General features: G+C 63.7%; 15 protein-coding genes. 3 read left to right on the top strand and 12 right to left on the bottom strand.

The window, feature by feature from the left end; genetic code table 11:
• Nucleotides 1–6 precede the first annotated feature (6 nt).
• Both HP546_RS06490 and HP546_RS06485 read left to right on the top strand, forming a co-directional pair.
• Complete coding sequence (locus HP546_RS06490) at nucleotides 7–354, top strand: head completion/stabilization protein (protein ID WP_172221333.1); 348 nt, start codon at nucleotides 7–9, stop codon at nucleotides 352–354.
• Complete coding sequence (locus tag HP546_RS06485) at nucleotides 347–709, top strand: hypothetical protein (protein WP_172221329.1); 363 nt, start codon at nucleotides 347–349, stop codon at nucleotides 707–709. Before HP546_RS06490 ends, HP546_RS06485 begins: the two co-directional genes overlap by 8 nt.
• Here the strand turns inward: HP546_RS06485 and HP546_RS06480 are convergent.
• Nucleotides 706–1,098: a helix-turn-helix domain-containing protein gene (locus HP546_RS06480; protein WP_172221326.1), complete on the bottom strand. Its 393-nt coding sequence runs from the start codon at nucleotides 1,096–1,098 to the stop codon at nucleotides 706–708. The genes HP546_RS06485 and HP546_RS06480 overlap by 4 nt on opposite strands.
• Nucleotides 1,099–1,297: 199 nt before the next feature.
• On the opposite strand from HP546_RS06480, the gene HP546_RS06475 reads away from it, so the two are divergent.
• Entirely contained in the window at nucleotides 1,298–1,561 is a 264-nt protein-coding gene (locus HP546_RS06475) for an ogr/Delta-like zinc finger family protein (protein ID WP_172221323.1), read from the top strand.
• Between the two features lie 101 nt (nucleotides 1,562–1,662).
• Here the strand turns inward: HP546_RS06475 and nuoN are convergent, their stop codons facing one another.
• From nuoN to HP546_RS06420, 11 genes are all read right to left on the bottom strand, one after another.
• Nucleotides 1,663–3,132 (bottom strand): NADH-quinone oxidoreductase subunit NuoN, encoded by a 1,470-nt coding sequence (nuoN, locus tag HP546_RS06470; protein WP_172221320.1) that lies wholly within the window; start codon nucleotides 3,130–3,132, stop codon nucleotides 1,663–1,665.
• Nucleotides 3,133–3,139: 7 nt separating this feature from the next.
• Entirely contained in the window at nucleotides 3,140–4,672 is a 1,533-nt protein-coding gene (gene nuoM / locus HP546_RS06465) for an NADH-quinone oxidoreductase subunit M (protein ID WP_172221317.1), read from the bottom strand.
• A 43-nt stretch (nucleotides 4,673–4,715) separates the two neighbouring features.
• A complete protein-coding gene (nuoL, locus tag HP546_RS06460) occupies nucleotides 4,716–6,569 on the bottom strand; it encodes an NADH-quinone oxidoreductase subunit L (protein WP_172221314.1) in 1,854 nt (617 codons plus the stop codon).
• Nucleotides 6,566–6,874, bottom strand: a complete 309-nt coding sequence (gene nuoK, locus HP546_RS06455; RefSeq protein ID WP_003251446.1) for an NADH-quinone oxidoreductase subunit NuoK — start codon at nucleotides 6,872–6,874, stop codon at nucleotides 6,566–6,568. The genes nuoL and nuoK overlap by 4 nt, the downstream gene beginning before the upstream one ends.
• 3 nt (nucleotides 6,875–6,877) lie before the next feature.
• Complete coding sequence (gene nuoJ / locus HP546_RS06450; RefSeq protein ID WP_172221311.1) at nucleotides 6,878–7,378, bottom strand: NADH-quinone oxidoreductase subunit J; 501 nt, start codon at nucleotides 7,376–7,378, stop codon at nucleotides 6,878–6,880.
• 10 nt (nucleotides 7,379–7,388) lie between these two features.
• Nucleotides 7,389–7,937, bottom strand: a complete 549-nt coding sequence (gene nuoI / locus HP546_RS06445) for an NADH-quinone oxidoreductase subunit NuoI (RefSeq protein ID WP_172221308.1) — start codon at nucleotides 7,935–7,937, stop codon at nucleotides 7,389–7,391.
• Nucleotides 7,938–7,948: 11 nt separating this feature from the next.
• Nucleotides 7,949–8,956 (bottom strand): NADH-quinone oxidoreductase subunit NuoH, encoded by a 1,008-nt coding sequence (gene nuoH / locus HP546_RS06440; protein ID WP_172221305.1) that lies wholly within the window; start codon nucleotides 8,954–8,956, stop codon nucleotides 7,949–7,951.
• The gene (gene nuoG / locus HP546_RS06435; protein ID WP_172221302.1) at nucleotides 8,953–11,667 is read right to left on the bottom strand and encodes an NADH-quinone oxidoreductase subunit NuoG; all 2,715 of its coding nucleotides are present in this window, start codon (nucleotides 11,665–11,667) and stop codon (nucleotides 8,953–8,955) included. The genes nuoH and nuoG overlap by 4 nt, the downstream gene beginning before the upstream one ends.
• 131 nt (nucleotides 11,668–11,798) lie before the next feature.
• On the bottom strand, nucleotides 11,799–13,160 hold the full coding sequence (nuoF, locus tag HP546_RS06430) for an NADH-quinone oxidoreductase subunit NuoF (RefSeq protein ID WP_172221299.1): 1,362 nt from the start codon (nucleotides 13,158–13,160) through the stop codon (nucleotides 11,799–11,801).
• Nucleotides 13,157–13,654: an NADH-quinone oxidoreductase subunit NuoE gene (nuoE, locus tag HP546_RS06425; RefSeq protein ID WP_012273294.1), complete on the bottom strand. Its 498-nt coding sequence runs from the start codon at nucleotides 13,652–13,654 to the stop codon at nucleotides 13,157–13,159. Before nuoE ends, nuoF begins: the two co-directional genes overlap by 4 nt.
• Nucleotides 13,655–13,656: 2 nt before the next feature.
• The coding region (locus HP546_RS06420) for a hypothetical protein (RefSeq protein WP_372242416.1) at nucleotides 13,657–13,787 on the bottom strand (131 nt) is incomplete at its 5' end.

Here is a 13,787-nt window from a genome sequence, read left to right as displayed (position 1 = left end):
ATAATCATGAGCAGCGATCCTCGGCTACCGCGCTTTGCCGATTGCCATGACCCGTTCTGGCCAAAAGTGGACCTGGGCACATTGCGTGAGCGCCTCAGGCTGCAGCGCCAAGTCGGTGATGCCGCGCTGGAAGTGGCGGCACGATGCGCTGTCATCGGTGCGGCACGTGAATTCGCCCACTGGCGAGCGGTGCTGCGTGCGCGGGGCTACAAGCGCCTGGCGGATGTGGCCGGGCATGACCCTGGGCGAGCCTTGGGCGTGTGCTACATCCGGTTTGTGGAGGCAGCGGTCATGCACAGCCTGGGTTCGACTGCCGACCTTCGTGTACCGCAGCGGAGGGCGGCGCATGGCTGAGGCATCGCTGTCCGGCACCTTGTCGCCCGCATTGTTGGAACTGCTGAGGGTGGACGGCAGTGTACTGTTTGCCGCCCTGCTGGGGGCACTGCTGGTGGGCGCGGCGCGCGACCGGTTGATCACCAACAAGGCCAGGCGCCTGACGCTTGGCAAGAAACTGCTGCTGGTGTTCGTGACCGTGGGGGTGGGCTACCTGTTCGAACCGCTGGTGTCATCATTGGCGCCCTTGCTGACCCGGGGCATGTCGGCATTCGTTGCCGCCGTGGTGGTGATTCCCATCAGTCTCAAGGTCATGGTCTGGCTCGACACGCTGGACCTGCGGGAAATCATTCAGCGCTGGCGGCGTCGAGGTTAGCCACCGCCGATAGTGGGCAAGTGGAGGGTCAGCTCGCTTATCCGTTGCTCCAGCTGCTGGATGCGCTGCCTGTCCTTGATGAACAGCAGGGTGGCCTGGCGATCACCTGGCGACAATGCCCTCAGCCGTTCGAGCATCTCGCGTTCCCAGTCACCATCACCTTGGAGCCCTGGGCCGGGGGCCATTTCACCTAGCAGCAACCAGTCAAGGGAACACGCATGCTGCCTGGCGATATCTACGCACAGGGAGTACGGCACGCTGTCGCGGACTTTCCAACTGCTCAGCGTCTGCGGGCTGATCGACAGCTTGCGGGAAAGTTCGGCATCGGACTGCGCGCCGGTCAGCAGCTTGAGGCGGGTGAGCACAGCTGCAAGTACGTGAGTACTCATAACAGATATCCATGACTGGTTTAATGATATTTCATGGGCTTAAACTACTCGTTACGAATACATCCCTGCGTATCAAGGAGCACTTTGCAATGAGCAACACCCAACCGAAGAATAGGTCAGCCTTTGCAGGTAATACTGACACAGTTGAACGATCATTCTCACAGAATAGTGGCCTGAACAGTGCCTGCAGGTACTTGCCGTGAGTACTTACAAACTGGTTTGCCCGCATTGCCACAGCCGCATGCGCATACGCACAAGTGAAGGCCGCCACATTTTCCTGCGAATCGCCTATCTGCAATGCACCACCGAGGCATGTGGCTGGTCGGTACGCGCCGAGTTCGAAATGACCCATGAACTTTCGCCAAGTGGCATGCCCAACCCCGAAGTTTACCTGCCTTCGGCCTATGGTGATCTGCGCAAGGCCGCGCTGCCTGCGGCAGCCCCCGGCTACGCGGAGGAGTGAGGCGGCTATTGGATGTAGATAGACGCACGTGCAGATAAAAACCGCGCAGATAAAAAAACACCCCGCAGGTGCGGGGTGTCTTTGTTTTTTTGCCGGACAGGTCAGCCGATCAGTTGCAGGCCTGCCTGCTGGACCATTTCCAGCAGCGGTTGCGGGTAGACACCCAGCACGAAGGCGAGAATGGCGATGGCCAGCAGCATGACGCCGCCGGTGCGCTGTTCCCATTTCAGCGGGGCGTCGTGGCGACGCAGGTTCGGCTCGACCAGGTACAAGGTGACCATGACACGCAGGTAGTAGTACACGCCAATGGCGCTACCGATCACCAGGGCACCGACCAGCCACCACAGGTGCGACTCGACGCCGGTGGCGATGATGTAGAACTTGCCGATGAAGCCGGCGGTCAGCGGGATACCCGCCAGCGACAGCATCATCACGGTCAGTACCGCGGTCAGGTACGGGCGGCGCCAGAACAGGCCGCGGTACTCGTACAGTGCATCGGCGTCACGGCCGCCATAAGGCGAGGACATCAGGGTGATGACACCGAAGGCGCCCAGGCTGGTGATCACGTAGGTGACCAGGTATACGCCCATGGCTTCCAGTGCCAGGCCCTTGCTGGCGACCAGGGCAATGACCAGGTAGCCGAAGTGGGCGATGGACGAGTAACCCAGCAGGCGCTTGAGGTTGCTCTGGGTCAGCGCCAGCAGGTTGCCGATCAGGATCGAGGCCACGGCGATCACAGCCAGCACGGTGCTCAGCGCGCCGCTGCTGGCAGCAGGGGAGAGCATGAACAGGCGCACGACCACGGCAAATACCGCGACCTTGCTGGCGGTGGCCAGGAACGCGGCGACCGGCGCCGGGGCGCCTTCGTACACGTCCGGGGTCCACAGGTGGAAGGGTACCAGCGACAGCTTGAAGGCCAGGCCGACCAGCATCATGCCCAGGCCCAGCTGGGCCACCAGGCTTGGCATGCTGGTGGTAGCCAGGGCCTTGCCGATCTGGTCGAAGCTCAGGCTGCCGGCGTCGGCGTACAGCAGCGCCATGCCGAACAGCAGGAAGGCCGAGCCCGCAGCCGACAGCACCATGTACTTGATGCCGGCTTCCAGTGATCGCTTGTTGAAGAAGGCATACGCCACCAGGCCGTAGACCGGTACCGACAGCAGCTCCAGGCCGATGAACAGGCCGGCCAGGTGGTTGGCGCTGACCAGCACCAGGCCACCGAGGGCCGACATCAGCAGCAGCAGGTACAGTTCTTCACGGTTGCCCGGGAAGCCTTTGGAGCCTTCGCCGAGGTAGGCGTGGGCAAGGGTGACGCAGGCCAGCGTCGCCACCAGGATGATCGCCATGTACAGGCAGGCGAACTTGTCGATGGTGATCAGCGGGGTGACCGCCAGCGGCGCGACTTTCAGCGCCGGCAAGATCGACAGCAGGGCCAGGTTGAGGCCCACGGTGGACAGCAGGAAGGTCTGCGAGTGGTTGCGCTTCCAGGCGATCGCCAGCATCACCACCACGGTGGTGATGGTGGTGATCAGCATCGGCGCCAATGCGATGAAGTGTTGAGTGGTGAATTCCATAGCGCTCTTACCGGGCCGAAGCGAGTTGAGTGAAAGCGGAACCGAGCCACTGCTGCACACCACTCATGGTGGCGGCAGAGGTGTCGAGGAACGGCTGCGGATACACGCCCAGCAGAATCAGCAGCCCCGCCAGGCCCAGCACCATGATCATCTCGCGGCCGTCCATGCCGGCCAGCACGGTGTCGCTCTTGGCTGGGCCGAAGTAGGCGCGGTGGATCATGATCAGCGAGTACACCGAGCCGAAGACCAGGCCGGTGGTGGCGATCACGGTGATCCAGGGCACGTGGGCGAAGCTGCCGATCAGGATCAGGAACTCGCCAACGAAGTTGCCGGTGCCTGGCAGGCCCAGCGATGCGGCGGCGAAGAACAGGCTGATAGCCGGCAGGTACGCGATGCGGTGCCACAGGCCACCCATCTGACGCATGTCACGGGTGTGCAGGCGCTCGTACAACTGGCCGGACAGGATGAACAGCGCGGCTGCCGACAGGCCGTGGGCCAGCATCTGGATCACCGCGCCTTGCAGGGCCTGCTGGCTGCCGGAGTAGATGCCGATCAGCACGAAGCCCATGTGCGAGACGCTGGAGAAGGCGATCAGGCGCTTGATGTCGGTTTGCGCGAAGGCCAGGAAAGCACCGTAGAAGATACCGATCAGGCCCAGGGTCATGGCGATGGGCGCAAACTCTGCCGAGGCATTCGGGAACAGCGGCAGGGCGAAGCGCAGCAGGCCGTAGGCTGCGGTCTTCAGCAAGATGCCCGCCAGGTCCACGGAGCCTGCAGTCGGTGCCTGGGCGTGAGCGTCAGGCAGCCAGGAGTGGAATGGCACCACCGGCAGTTTCACCGCAAAGGCGATGAAGAAGCCCAGCATCAGCACGTACTCGACGCCAGCCGGCAGTTCGGCCTTGAGCAAGTCGCTGTAGTTGAAGGTGAGCACCCCGGTGGTGTTGTAGTTCACCAGCACCAGGCCAAGGATCGCCACCAGCATGATCAGGCCGCTGGCCTGGGTGAAGATGAAGAACTTGGTCGCCGCGTAGATCCGGGTCTTCTTGCCGTCTGCCGAGCTGTGACCCCAGAGCGCGATGAGGAAGTACATCGGCACCAGCATCATTTCCCAGAAGAAGAAGAACAGGAACAGGTCCAGCGCCAGGAACACACCGACCACGCCGCCCAGGATCCACATCAGGTTGAGGTGGAAGAAGCCGACGTGGCGCTGGATTTCTTTCCAGGAGCACAGTACCGACAGCACACCGAGCAGGCCGGTGAGCAGGATCATCAGCAGCGACAGGCCGTCGAGGGCCAGGTGGATGCTGATGCCGAAGCGCTTGATCCACTCGACTTTGTATTCGAGTGCCCAGTGCGGTTCGGCGCCCGGTGCCGGGGCCAGGGTGTAGTCGCCGTGGGCCCACAGCCACAGGCCGATACCCAGCAGCAGAGACATGGTCAGCAGTGCGATCCAGCGCGGCAGGGTGGCGCCGAAGCGCTCACCCAGCCAGCACAGAAGGCCGCCGATGAAAGGAATCAGGATCAGCCAAGGCAAAATCATGACGGGTTGGTTTCCTTTGGCAAAGTCGCAAGGTTCTTCATAGTCATACCGCAGCCACTACCACAGCGCCCAGCACCAGTACGGCGCCGACGGCGATCGAGGCGGTGTACCAGCGCAGCTGGCCGGTCTCGGTCTTGCTCATGGCAACGTTGCCGCCGCGAGCCATGCGAGGGATCAGGCCGATGCTGCGGTCCACCGGGTCCTTGCGCAGGATGTGGCAGATCAGCAGGTAAGGTTTGACGAACAGCTTGTCGTAGATCCAGTCGAAGCCCCAGGCAGCGAACCACCAGGCCGACAGGACCCGGCCGATGCTGCTGTTGGCCACTGCGCTGACGAAGCTGCGCTTGCCCAGGAACAGCAGGGCCGAGAGCAGGATGCCGGCGATGGCGATGGCACCCGAGGTGATCTCCAGCGCGTGCTTGGCTTCGCCACCGGCGTGGCCGGCGCTTTGTGGCAGCACACCTGCCAGCGGCGGGGTGATCCAGGCGCCGACGAAGGTCGACAGCACGATCAGCACGCCCAGCGGCAGCCAGTGGCTGATGCCGTGGCCGGCGTGGGCTTCGGTCTTGGCTTCGCCGTGGAAGGCGATGAAGATCAGGCGGAAGGTGTACAGCGAGGTCATGAACGCGCCCACCAGGCCGGCGTACAGCAGGCCGGTATTGCCGCTGGCGAAGGCTTCCCAGAGGATCTCGTCCTTGGAGTAGAAGCCCACGGTCACGATCGGCAGGGCCGCCAGGGCAGCACCACCGACCACGAAGCTGGCGTAGGCCAGCGGCAGTTTCTTCCACAGGCCGCCCATCTTGAAGATGTTCTGCTCGTGGTGGCAGGCAACGATCACCGCACCGGAAGCAAGGAACAGCAGGGCCTTGAAGAAGGCGTGGGTCATCAGGTGGAAGATTGCCGCGTCCCAGGCACCAACGCCCAGGGCCAGGAACATGTAGCCGATCTGGCTCATGGTCGAGTAGGCCAGGATACGCTTGATGTCGGTTTGCACCAGCGCGGCGAAGCCGGCCAGTACCAGCGTCACGCCACCCACCACGCCAACCAGGTGCAGGATGTCCGGCGCCAGCAGGAACAGGCCGTTGGTACGGGCGATCAGGTACACGCCCGCGGTCACCATGGTTGCAGCGTGGATCAGTGCCGAAACCGGCGTCGGGCCAGCCATTGCGTCGGCAAGCCAGGTCTGCAGTGGCAGCTGGGCCGATTTACCGACCGCACCACCCAGCAGCATCAGGGTTGCCAGCACCATCCAGGTGTCGCCCGCCTGGAACTTCTGCGGTGCCAGCACCAGCAGTTCCTGCACGTTCAGGGTACCCAGCTGGGCGAACAGGATGAACAGGCCGATGGCCATGAACACGTCGCCGATTCGGGTGACGATGAACGCCTTGAGTGCCGCGTTACCGTTGTTGCGGTTGCTGTAATAGAAGCCGATCAACAGGTACGAGCACAGGCCCACGCCTTCCCAGCCAAAGTAGATGAACAGCAGGTTATCGCCCAGGATCAGGAACAGCATGCTGGCGATGAACAGGTTGGTGTACGAGAAGAAGCGCGAGTAGCCGGCTTCGCCACGCATGTACCAGGACGCGAACAGGTGGATCAGGAAGCCGACGCCGGTGACCACGCCGAGCATGGTGACCGACAGGCCATCCACGTACAGGGTGAAGTTTGGCGCAAAGCCATCCACCGACATCCACTGCCACAGCAGCTGGCTGTACGCGCCGCCTTCAGGCGGGGCGACGTTAAACTGCCAGATGACGTAGGCGGCCACGGCGGCCGACAGGCCCACCGAGCCGACGCCGATCAGGGCGGACAGGTTCTCCGAGAACCGCCCGCGCGAGAACGACAGCAGCAGGAAGCCGATCAGGGGGAAGACGAAAGTCAGGAAGATAAGGTTCATCCGCGCATCTCACTGGCAGCATCGATGTCGAGAGTGTGGAAGCGGCGATACAGCTGCAGCAGGATGGCCAGGCCGATACTGGCCTCGGCGGCCGCCAGGCTGATCACCAGAATGAACATCACCTGGCCGTCGGGCTGCACCCAACGGGCACCGGCGACGACGAACGCCAGGGCAGAAGCGTTCATCATGACTTCCAGGCTCATGAGCACGAAGAGGATGTTGCGGCGGACCATCAGGCCAACCAGACCTAAGCAGAACAGGATGCCGGCGACCGCCAGACCATGCTCGAGAGGGATAGCACCCATGATTTACTCCTTCGCCTCGTTTCGGCCCAGGTGGAAGGCGGTGACAGCCGCGGCCAGCAGCAGCATCGACGCCAGTTCGACCACCAGCAGGTACGGGCCGAACAGGCTGATGCCCACTTCTTTCGGGCCCACGGTGGTACCGCTGATGCCGGCGCCACTCGGGGTGACGAACAGCACGTACAGCAGCTCCAGCAGCAGCAGGGCGCCGAGAATGACCGGCCCTGCCCAGATGCCGGGCTTGAGCCATCCGCGTTCCTGGGCGACCGAGGCCGGCCCCAGGTTGAGCATCATCACCACGAACACGAACAGCACCATGATGGCGCCGGCGTAGGCGATCACTTCCAGGGCGCCCGCGAACGGCGCACCGAGGGAGAAGAAGATCATCGCCACGGAAATCAGCGAAATGATCAGGTAGAGCAGGGCGTGCACAGGGTTGGTGCCGGTAACCACCCGAAGGGTGGAGACCACGGCGATCCCGGATGCGAAGTAGAAAGCGAATTCCATCTTTCTGTCCTTATGGGAGCAAGCTCTTCACGTTGATCGGCTCGGCTTCGTTCTGTGCAGAGCCTTTCGGCTTGCCAGCGATCGCCATACCCGCAACACGGTAGAAGTTGTAGTCAGGGTTCTTGCCGGGGCCGGAGATCAGCAGATCTTCTTTCTCGTACACCAGGTCCTGACGCTTGAACTCGGCCATTTCGAAATCCGGAGTCAGCTGGATCGCGGTGGTCGGGCACGCCTCCTCGCACAGGCCGCAGAAAATGCAGCGCGAGAAGTTGATGCGGAAGAACTCCGGGTACCAGCGTCCGTCGTCGGTCTCGGCCTTCTGCAGCGAGATGCAGCCAACCGGGCAGGCCACCGCGCAGAGGTTGCACGCCACGCAGCGCTCCTCGCCGTCGGGGTCGCGAGTGAGGACGATGCGGCCGCGGTAGCGCGGCGGCAGGTACACGGGTTCTTCGGGGTACTGCAGGGTGTCGCGCTTGCGGAACCCGTGGGAGAACACCATTGCCAGGCTGCGCAGCTGGGTGCCGGTGCCCTTAACGATGTCGCCGATATACTTGAACATGGGTCAAATCCTCACTGGGCCGCGACGGCTGGCGTGTTGTAGAGCACGATCGCAGCGGTCACCAGCAAATTGATCAGGGTCAGCGGCAGGCAGAACTTCCAGCTGAAGTCCATCACCTGGTCATAGCGTGGGCGCGGGATCGAGGCGCGCAGCAGGATGAACAGCATGATGAAGAACGCGGTCTTCAGGGCAAACCACAGGAACGGCAGTTGCGGCAGGATGCCGAACGGGCCGTGCCAGCCGCCGAAGAACAGGGTTACCAGCAGCGCCGAGATGAGGATGATGCCGATGTACTCACCGACGAAGAACATGCCCCATTTCATGCCGGCATACTCGATGTGGTAGCCGTCAGCCAGTTCCTGTTCCGCTTCCGGCTGGTCGAACGGGTGACGGTGGGTCACGGCGACGCCAGCGATGAAGAAGGTGCAGAAGCCGAAGAACTGCGGAATGATGAACCACAGGTTCTGGGCCTGGTATTCAACGATGTCGCGCATGTTGAACGAACCCACCTGCACCACCACGCCCATCAGCGCCAGGCCCAGGAACACCTCGTACGACACGGTCTGTGCCGAAGCACGCAAGCTGCCCAGCAGGGCGTACTTGTTGTTCGACGACCAGCCGGCAAAGAGCACTGCATAAACAGAAAGCCCGGCCATGGCGAAGAAGAACAGCAGGCCGATGTTCAGGTCGGCGACGCCCCAGCCCGGTGTGATCGGGATGATCGAGAAGCCGATCAGCAGCGCGCTCATGGCCACGACCGGGGCCAGGGTGAAGATCATGCGGTCGACGAAGGGCGGGTTCCAGTCCTCCTTGAAGAACATCTTCAGCATGTCGGCAGCGATCTGGAACATGCCGAACGGGCCGACACGGTTCGGACCGTAGCGGTCCTGCCACCAGCCCAGCAGGCGACGTTCGACAAAGCTCAGCAGCGCGCCGCAGACCACTACGGCCAGCAGCACCACAATGGCCTTGACGACCTGAATGATCACATCGATCACTTCGGGGGTGAACCAGCTCATTGTGCTGCCTCCTGCAGGCCTTCGATGGATGCACCGAAGATGGCAGGCGGGATACCGGCCAGGCCTTTCGGCAACGCGACCAGGCCTGCGCCCAGCTCTTCATTGATGCGCAGCGGCAGGCGCAGGGCCACACCGGCCACGGTCAGGCTCAGCAGCGCACCTTCGTTGACGCCCAGGCGATCGGCTTCGGACTTGGCCAGGGCCACGTAGGCAGCCGGGATGCGCTGTTGCACCGGAGCGGCGCGCGAGGAGCTTTCTTCGCTGCCGAACAGGTGGAAGAACGGCACGGCAGTCCAGGTACCACGGGCCGGGTTGAACGCGCCCGGAATGGCGTTGAACCAGTTCAGGCGGTCGCCTTGCGACTCGATCAGGCGTACGCCCGGGTCACCGGCACGCAGGTGACCACCGACCTCGTCCTGGAACTTGTTCCAGGCTTGCGGCGAGTTCCAGCCCGGCGACCAGGCGAACGGCACTTGCTGGCGCGGTTCGGCCGAACCCGAGTAGCCTTCCATGGAGAAGGCGAACGCGGTGTCCTTGTCTTGCGGGGTGCGTGGCTCATGCACACTGATGTTGGCACGCATGGCGGTACGGCCGGAGTAGCGCAGCGGCTCACGCGCCAGTTTCATGCCCTTGATGCGGAACGCGGCGCTTGGCGCGGCGTTGACGATGCCGGCCAATTGCGGGGCGGCTTCGGCACAGGCGCTGGTGACGTGGTCGAGCTGGGTCCAGTCGACCGGCTTGTTCAGCAGGGTGGCACGCAGGGCGTGCATCCAGCGCCAGCCTTCGTGGACCAGGATGCTGCTGTCCAGGTACTGCGGGTCGAACACCTGGAAGAAGCGCTGGGCACGGCCTTCCTGGCTGACCAGGGTACCGTCGCCTTCGGCGAACGAGGCGGCTGGCAGCACCAGGTGGGCACGGTCGACCGTCGGGGTTTTCGAGTGGTCGGCGACGATCACCACCTTGGCCGCAGCCAGGGCTGCATCGACCTTGGCCGCCGGCAGGCGGGCGTACAGGTCGTTTTCCAGCACGACGATGGCATCGGCCTTGCCGCTGATGACTGCGTCCAGCGCGGCATCGACGGACTCGCCACCGAGCATGGCCAGGCCGATACTGTTGGCTTCAGGTACCACCAGGCTCAGCGAGCCGTTCTTCTCGCGCAGATTCAGGGCCTTGGCGATGTTGGCGGCGGCTTCGATCAGTGCCGGGTCGGCCAGCGAGGTACCGGCAACCACCAGTGGGCGCTTGGCTGCGACCAGGGCGTCGGCGATGCGCTGGGCCAGGGCCTTGGCTTCGTCGTCAAGGCCGGCTACTGCTGGTGCGCTCGGGTCGATGGCGTGGGCCACCGCGAAACCGATGCGCGCCAGGTCGGCAGGGGCGGCGTGCACACATTCTTCGGCGACGTCGTCCAGCTTGGTTTCAGCCAGCGAGGCGATGAACAGCGGGTACAGCGCGTGCTGGCCGATGTTCTTCACCGCGGCGTCGAGCCATGGCTGCACTTTCATTGCTTCGGCCATAGCCTCGGCCTTGCCTTTGGTGGCTTGGCGCACGGCCAGGGCGACGCGGGCAGCGGTCTGGGTCAGGTCTTCACCAAGCACGAACACGGCGTCGTGGTCTTCGATGTCGCGCAGGGTCGGCACCGGCAGCGGGCTGTTGTTCAGCACGTTCAGGGCCAGGCGCACGCGGGCCAGTTCGCCGGCTTCCATGCCCGAGTAGAAATACTCGGCGCCGACCAGCTCACGCAGGCCGTAGTTGCTTTCGAGGCTGGCGCGTGGCGAGCCGATACCGACGATGGTACGGCCACGCAGCAAGTCGGCGGCCTTGTCCAGAGCGGCGTCCAGGCTCAGCTTGGTGCCGTCTGCCAGGCGTGGCTGGCGTGGGCGATCGGTGCGGTTGACGTAGCCGTAACCGAAGCGGCCACGGTCGCACAGGAAGTACTGGTTGACCGAGCCGTTGAAGCGGTTCTCGATCCGGCGCAGTTCGCCGTAGCGCTCGCCCGGGCTGATGTTGCAGCCGCTGGAGCAGCCGTGGCAGATGCTTGGGGCGAACTGCATGTCCCACTTGCGGTTGTAGCGCTCGGAGTGGGTCTTGTCGGTGAACACGCCGGTCGGGCAGACCTCGGTCAGGTTGCCGGAGAACTCGCTTTCCAGCACGCCGTCTTCGACGCGGCCGAAGTACACGTTGTCGTGGGCGCCGTAGACGCCCAGGTCGGTACCACCGGCGTAGTCCTTGTAGTAGCGCACGCAGCGGTAGCAGGCGATACAGCGGTTCATCTCATGGGCGATGAACGGGCCGAGGTCCTGGTTCTGGTGGGTACGCTTGGTGAAACGGTAACGGCGCTCGTTGTGGCCGGTCATTACCGTCATGTCCTGCAGGTGGCAGTGACCGCCTTCCTCGCATACCGGGCAGTCGTGCGGGTGGTTGGTCATCAGCCATTCGACGACGCTGGCGCGAAACGCCTTGGACTCATCGTCTTCGATGGAGATCCAGGTGCCGTCGGAGGCAGGGGTCATGCAGGACATGACGATACGACCACGGGTGTCGTTTTCGTCGGTGTACTGCTTGACCGCACACTGCCGGCAAGCGCCGACGCTACCAAGCGCCGGGTGCCAGCAGAAATAAGGGATATCGAGGCCTAGCGACAGACACGCCTGTAACAGGTTGTCTGCACCGTTGACTTCGAGCGCTTTGCCGTCTACGTGGATAGTGGCCATTGTTCAAAGTTCTTCGTTGGCCCGCGTGAGCGGGCGTGGCTAATGGAAATCTGTGCGCCTGCGGCACGCCTCGCTCGATGCGGGCCGGCCTGCAGGCTGGCGGGTGGCACGGACCACCCGCGTCTGTATTGTTACGCGCCGACCACAATCGGCTTCGCCAGGTTCGGGCGCAGGCTGGTAGCGCTTTCAGGCGCCACGCCGGCCTCGAACTCCGAGCGGAAGTATTTGATGGCACTGCCCAGCGGCTCGACGGCACCCGGTGCGTGAGCACAGAAGGTACGGCCAGGGCCGAGGAAGTTGACCAGCCCCAGCAGCGTCTCGATGTCTTCGGCGCGGCCCTGGCCATTTTCCAGTGCGCGCAGCATCTTCACGCTCCACGGCAGGCCGTCACGGCATGGGGTGCACCAGCCGCACGACTCGCGGGCAAAGAACTCTTCCATGTTGCGCAGCAGCGAAACCATGTTGACGCTGTCGTCCACCGCCATGGCCAGGCCGGTACCCATGCGGGTGCCCACCTTGGCGATGCCGCCGGCATACATTTGCGCGTCGAGGTGCTCGGGCAGCAGGAAACCGGTACCGGCGCCGCCTGGCTGCCAGCACTTGAGCTTGAAGCCGTCGCGCATGCCGCCGGCATAGTCCTCGAACAGCTCGCGGGCGGTAACGCCGAATGGCAGTTCCCACAGGCCCGGGTTCTTCACCTTGCCCGAGAAGCCCATCAGCTTGGTGCCGTGGTCTTCGCTGCCTTCACGGGCCAGCGACTTGTACCAGTCGTTGCCGTTGGCGACGATGGCAGGCACGTTGCACAGGGTTTCGACGTTGTTCACGCACGTCGGCTTGCCCCATACGCCGACGGCGGCAGGGAAGGGCGGCTTGGAGCGCGGGTTGGCGCGGCGGCCTTCCAGCGAGTTGATCAGCGCGGTTTCTTCACCGCAGATGTAGCGGCCGGCACCGGTGTGCACGAACAGCTCGAAATCGAAACCACTGCCCAGGATGTTCTTGCCCAGCAGGCCGGCGGCCTTGGCTTCATCGATGGCGCGGTTGAGGTTTTTTGCCGCGGTGGTGTATTCGCCACGCAGGAAGATGTAGCCGCGGTAGGCCTTCAGGGCGCGGGCGCTGATCAGCATGCCCTCGACCAGCAGATGGGGCTGTTGCTCCATCAGCATGCGGTCCTTCCAGGTGTTGGGTTCCATTTCGTCCGCGTTGCACAGCAGGTAGCGGATGTTCATGGATTCGTCTTTGGGCATCAGGCCCCACTTAACGCCCGTGGGGAAGCCCGCGCCGCCGCGGCCCTTGAGGCCGGAGTCCTTGACGGTCTGCACGATGTCGTCCTGCGACATCTCGCCCAGTGCCTTGCGCGCGGCAGCGTAGCCGTTCTTGGCCTGGTACTCGGCCAGCCATACCGGCTCGCCGTCGTCACGCAGGCGCCAGGTCAGCGGGTGGGTTTCGGCCGAACGCGCAATGCGGTTGGCCGGGCCGAAGGAAGTGATGGTCATACGTAACCCTCCAGCAGTTTGGTAACGCCAGCAGGCTGCACGTCGCCAAAGGTGTCGTCGTCGATCATCAGCGCCGGGGCCTTGTCGCAGTTGCCCAGGCAGCACACTGGCAGCAGGGTGAAGCGGCCGTCGGCGGTGGTCTGGCCGAGGCCGATGCCCAGTTCGCTCTGGATCTGGCTGACCACCGACTCGTGGCCGCCGATGTAGCAGACCATGCTGTCGCAGACACGGATGATGTGGCGGCCGACCGGCTGGCGGAATATCTGGCTGTAGAAGGTGGCCACACCCTCGACGTCGCTGGCCGGGATGCCCAGCACCTCGCCGATGGCGTGGATGGCCCCGTCCGGCACCCAGCCACGTTCCTTCTGGACGATCTTCAGGGCTTCGATGGACGCCGCGCGCGGGTCCTCGTAGTGGTGCATTTCGTGCTCGATGGCCGAGCGCTCGGTTTCGCTCAGGGCGAAACGGTCGGTTTGGATAAGCGTGCTGTTCATGCTTAGCGGTCCACGTCAGCCATAACGAAGTCGATACTGCCCAGGTACGCAATGAGGTCGGCGACCATGCTGCCTTTGATCACCGAAGGGATCTGCTGCAGGTGCGGGTAGCTCGGGGTGCGGATCCGGGTGC

Source organism: Pseudomonas sp. CM25 (genome assembly GCF_013179705.1).
Classification (GTDB): Bacteria; Pseudomonadota; Gammaproteobacteria; order Pseudomonadales; family Pseudomonadaceae; genus Aquipseudomonas.
The sequence above is the reverse complement of the archived record's forward strand: the minus strand, read 5'-3'. Positions and strand labels throughout refer to the sequence as shown.

Coding starts and splice junctions, on each gene's coding strand:
- HP546_RS06490 (WP_172221333.1), top strand. CDS start 7: ATGAGCAGCGATCCTCGGCTACCGCGCTTTGCCGATTGCCATGACCCG.
- HP546_RS06485 (WP_172221329.1), top strand. CDS start 347: ATGGCTGAGGCATCGCTGTCCGGCACCTTGTCGCCCGCATTGTTGGAA.
- HP546_RS06480 (WP_172221326.1), bottom strand. CDS start 1,098: ATGAGTACTCACGTACTTGCAGCTGTGCTCACCCGCCTCAAGCTGCTG.
- nuoN (WP_172221320.1), bottom strand. CDS start 3,132: ATGGAATTCACCACTCAACACTTCATCGCATTGGCGCCGATGCTGATC.
- nuoM (WP_172221317.1), bottom strand. CDS start 4,672: ATGATTTTGCCTTGGCTGATCCTGATTCCTTTCATCGGCGGCCTTCTG.
- nuoL (WP_172221314.1), bottom strand. CDS start 6,569: ATGAACCTTATCTTCCTGACTTTCGTCTTCCCCCTGATCGGCTTCCTG.
- nuoK (WP_003251446.1), bottom strand. CDS start 6,874: ATGGGTGCTATCCCTCTCGAGCATGGTCTGGCGGTCGCCGGCATCCTG.
- nuoJ (WP_172221311.1), bottom strand. CDS start 7,378: ATGGAATTCGCTTTCTACTTCGCATCCGGGATCGCCGTGGTCTCCACC.
- nuoI (WP_172221308.1), bottom strand. CDS start 7,937: ATGTTCAAGTATATCGGCGACATCGTTAAGGGCACCGGCACCCAGCTG.
- nuoH (WP_172221305.1), bottom strand. CDS start 8,956: ATGAGCTGGTTCACCCCCGAAGTGATCGATGTGATCATTCAGGTCGTC.
- nuoG (WP_172221302.1), bottom strand. CDS start 11,667: ATGGCCACTATCCACGTAGACGGCAAAGCGCTCGAAGTCAACGGTGCA.
- nuoF (WP_172221299.1), bottom strand. CDS start 13,160: ATGACCATCACTTCCTTCGGCCCGGCCAACCGCATTGCGCGTTCGGCC.
- nuoE (WP_012273294.1), bottom strand. CDS start 13,654: ATGAACAGCACGCTTATCCAAACCGACCGTTTCGCCCTGAGCGAAACC.